Below are 3,449 nucleotides of genomic sequence, written 5' to 3'. Positions count from 1 at the left end.
CTCGCGGTTCTTGGCCAGGTCGGCAGGTGATGCTCCTGCAAATCGCTTCCTCCATCTGTAGAAAGTGTTCTGCGTGAGGTTATGCTCCAGGCATATTTCGGCGATTGTCTTCTCTGCTCGCTCTGCCTGCTGAAGTATGGCGAGTATTTGCTGGTCGTTGTATTGACCTTGTTTCACGGTTGGTTCTCCCGAAGCGAGCAAGCTCGCCTCTTGTCAGGATACCAACTCAGTCAGTGGACCAGTTTTTGGGGGGCAGCGCACTTAGGATTGCCAGCGCTGCCATTCTAGGCCGGGGCGGTCTACGCGGAACTGAACAAGGCGCATTTGTTTGGCTTCGGTAACATAGGCCGTGCGACCGTCGGGGCCGCCGAAGCAGATGTTGGTGGGGTGCTCGCCTAGGACATCTATTTCCTTGAGCACGATGCCTTTGGGCGAGAGCTTGACGACCGTTCCCTTGCCATGGCGCGTGGCGTAGAGGTTGCCGTCTATATCGCAGCGCATGCCGTCGAAGCCGTAGTCGTCGAATTTCTTGAAGAGGCGCTTGTTCTTGAGCGAGCCATCCGGGGCGATTGTAAAGGCCCAGATATTGCGCTGGACACTCTCATTGACATAGAGCGTCTTGCCATCGGGGCTGACTTCGATGCCGTTGGTGGTGCCCATGTTGGTAGCCTCGCAGATCGTTTTGCCGTCTTTGGTGATCCGCCAGAGCTGGCCGGTGCTGTTGGCCCAGCTGGGATCACTGGCATAGAGAGTTCCATTGGAGGCGATCGCAATATCGTTTGGCTGGTTCATTTTGTCATTGTGTGCAAAGACACGAATGCTCTTGGTTGGAAGATCCACTTGTAAGATATTGTGATCCGTGTAATCGGCGATATACATCTTGCCTGCTTTGTCAAAGCGGATTCCATTGCCCGCGCTTTTTTCTGGGACACTCAGGAAAAGCTCCGCCTTGCCGTCGGGAGCTACTCTGGCAATCCCGCGCTTATCTTGGAAGCTCACGCAGTAGATATTGCCGTCGCGATCACAGGCCGGGCCTTCGATTCCTGTGGTAAAGTTCCCTTGGGTGAGGGGAGCCGCCACGAAAAGCGTTTCTTGCATGGCTGCATTTTAACACGAAGTCATTGAACCCTTTCTCGCGCTCACAGGTGGCAGGCTGGTCTCAGCGGGTATAGGAATGGAAGAGCGTCCCAGAGTGCGGGTCTACAGCACCGACGATGGCCTACCCGAGGGCAGTGTCCTCACTTGCTCTGGCTAACCGAGGGGGATGCGCGAAATCTACAAGGCTCGGCTAGTACTCACGCTCGGGGTCGGCCTTGCGTAGCCCAGGGATGCATAGCGCGGCAATGCCGCCCAGGAGGCAGGCAAGCGCGGCTCCGAAGAGAACCTGCTGGGAGGAGATCTTCAGCAGAAGGGCGCCCCCGAGCGCGGCTCCCAGCGGCATAGACGGGGCGAGCAGGGCTGTATGAACGCCAAAAAACGTCCCATGCTCACTTTTATCTACGGTGCGCTGCAAGAAGCTCGTCTCGATTGCCAGATACGGCCCCCAGATAATCCCGCCAAAGAAAAACGCTGCGATTGCGTAGGGGAGACTGGGAGCGAAGGCGGTGGCGGTCTGGCAGAGGCCCCAGAGGAGCGAAATCCCGGCCATGGTACGTCCGGCGGGGTAGCGTGCGAGCCAGGCAATTCCCAGGCTTCCGAGTGCGGACCCAACCCCGACCGCCGACCAGAGCATTCCCATCCCGGCGGCATTGGAGTGGAGAAACTCCTTCACAAAGAGCGGGAGTGCGGCTTCGGTGGGGCCGTAGGCAAAGAAGAAGACAAAACTCAGAACCGTCACCAGCGCCGCCGTCGGGTAGCGCCTCAGAATCGTCCAGCTTTTCGGAGCATCTTCCTTCGGCCCTTCGCGGGGGATATTGGGCATCGTCGCGATGGCGGCTATGAGGGCGAGAAAGCTGATGGCATCCAAAATCAGAGTCTGTGGTGCGCCCCAAGCCGCAATCGCCACTCCGGCAAGCGCGGGGCCGATCACGCCGGGAAGCTGCTCCGTGAGGGCGAGGGCCCCATTGGCACTCTCTAAGTCTTCATCGGGAACCAGATAGGGGGTGAGGAGCCGTGTCCCGACACGCGTGGCAGGCGAGAGGGCTCCCATGAGCGCGGAGATGATATAGACCGTGGTGAGCGGGAGCCAGCCGAGCTTGTCAAAGAGCGGAATGAGCCCAATGAGCAGAGCGCGCGCCAGGTTGTCGGCGATCATGAGTGGGCGTGGCTGGCGACGATCCAGCCACTTGCCGATCAGGCCGCCCGTGATGACTGTGGGAAGCGAGAAGCACAAGAGCATCGTCCCGACGGCGGCCCCGGAGTGCGTCCGCTCGACCAAGTACCACGTCAGCGCCATCCAGGTAAACGTATCGCCTAGCCCGGAGATCATCGCCCCGATCCAGAGCCGCCGCAGTGCCGGGTGACGGCGCAGAAGAGAGAGGATACCCACAGGCAGAGTGTACCCGACGCGCGATCCTCTCTCCCATGAAGCGCTACTGCCTTTTCTGCTCTGCCCGCCGCTTTGCCACTTGCTCCTTGGCCCAAAGAGGAGCACTCTCCGCAGTCCGACTCGTCAATCCCAGAACCGTAGCCCGATCCAGACTCTTCCGTCCCATTTCCTCAGCCCAGACTTTTTCGTCGTCTGTGAGATTTCCAAAAGTAATACTCTTATCGGAATTTAGTTTATTTTGGGGCATTAAATGAATTTTCATCAATATCCAATAGTCTTCTACTAATAGAGATGTAGGATATGACCAGACATATTTTCCAATTGATTTTCCTGTAAAAGAAGTCTTTTTTTCTAATGGATTATTTGTTGTACTCGTAGAACCAAGCATTGATACTAGTCCAATATCATGTGGGTCAACAGATATTCGTAGGTTTATTGATGTTGCTAAACCATCTGAAATTCTATTAAAGAAAAAATTATAATAATTATAACATCCATATTTTTTAATTTTATCTATGTCATTATGGTCAATATCTTTATAACTTGTTATAGATAATTTACAGCCTTCATATTCATTTTTTTCAGGCATGATTAAATCAAAATCTAATCGAGATATTTTAGGGGCACTTTTGATTGTGATTGTTTCTGGGAATCTTGGTCCCAATGAAGGCTGTTGCATTAACAGCGTTGCTGATATGATTGATAACATGTTATTTTCCTTATTTTGAGTAACTATGATTCATTCTGGTTTTGCTCTAATCTGAGTTTTATATACTTTAAATTGGTTCGACTAAGTCATAAAAAGGGTATAGTATACCTCCTCCTGAAAAAATTAGGCTTGTTGGGGAAATTAACCAATATGGATTCATTGGCTCAAAAATAACGGGTACATTACTTCGTGAGTCTAAGCCGATGGTTGGATCTGCTGCTGTATCATCTCCTAACCCTTGGTGCGCATCTC

At 53.3% G+C, this 3,449-nt stretch carries 5 protein-coding genes; all 5 read right to left on the bottom strand.

Annotated features, from left to right (window positions below):
• A partial coding sequence (locus AC1XOS_RS21235; RefSeq protein ID WP_481964209.1) for a transposase occupies positions 1-177 on the bottom strand: 177 nt, incomplete at its 3' end.
• An 84-nt stretch (positions 178-261) separates the two neighbouring features.
• Positions 262-1,098 carry an SMP-30/gluconolactonase/LRE family protein gene (locus AC1XOS_RS21230; protein WP_481964208.1) on the bottom strand — a complete coding sequence of 279 codons (837 nt, stop codon included), beginning with the start codon at positions 1,096-1,098 and terminating at the stop codon, positions 262-264.
• Between the two features lie 190 nt (positions 1,099-1,288).
• The gene (locus AC1XOS_RS21225) at positions 1,289-2,488 is read right to left on the bottom strand and encodes an MFS transporter (protein ID WP_481964207.1); all 1,200 of its coding nucleotides are present in this window, start codon (positions 2,486-2,488) and stop codon (positions 1,289-1,291) included.
• A gap of 43 nt (positions 2,489-2,531) precedes the next feature.
• The gene (locus AC1XOS_RS21220) at positions 2,532-3,197 is read right to left on the bottom strand and encodes a hypothetical protein (RefSeq protein ID WP_481964206.1); all 666 of its coding nucleotides are present in this window, start codon (positions 3,195-3,197) and stop codon (positions 2,532-2,534) included.
• A gap of 67 nt (positions 3,198-3,264) precedes the next feature.
• Positions 3,265-3,449 (bottom strand): hypothetical protein (locus AC1XOS_RS21215; protein WP_481964205.1); only part of this gene is annotated, 185 nt, incomplete at its 5' end.

The organism is Armatimonas sp., from assembly GCF_964826245.1.
The sequence above is the reverse complement of the archived record's forward strand: the minus strand, read 5'-3'. Positions and strand labels throughout refer to the sequence as shown.

Bases quoted from the DNA above. Each gene is read 5' to 3' on its own strand.
- AC1XOS_RS21230 (WP_481964208.1), bottom strand. From the start codon at position 1,098: ATGCAAGAAACGCTTTTCGTGGCGGCTCCCCTCACCCAAGGGAACTTT.
- AC1XOS_RS21220 (WP_481964206.1), bottom strand. From the start codon at position 3,197: ATGTTATCAATCATATCAGCAACGCTGTTAATGCAACAGCCTTCATTG.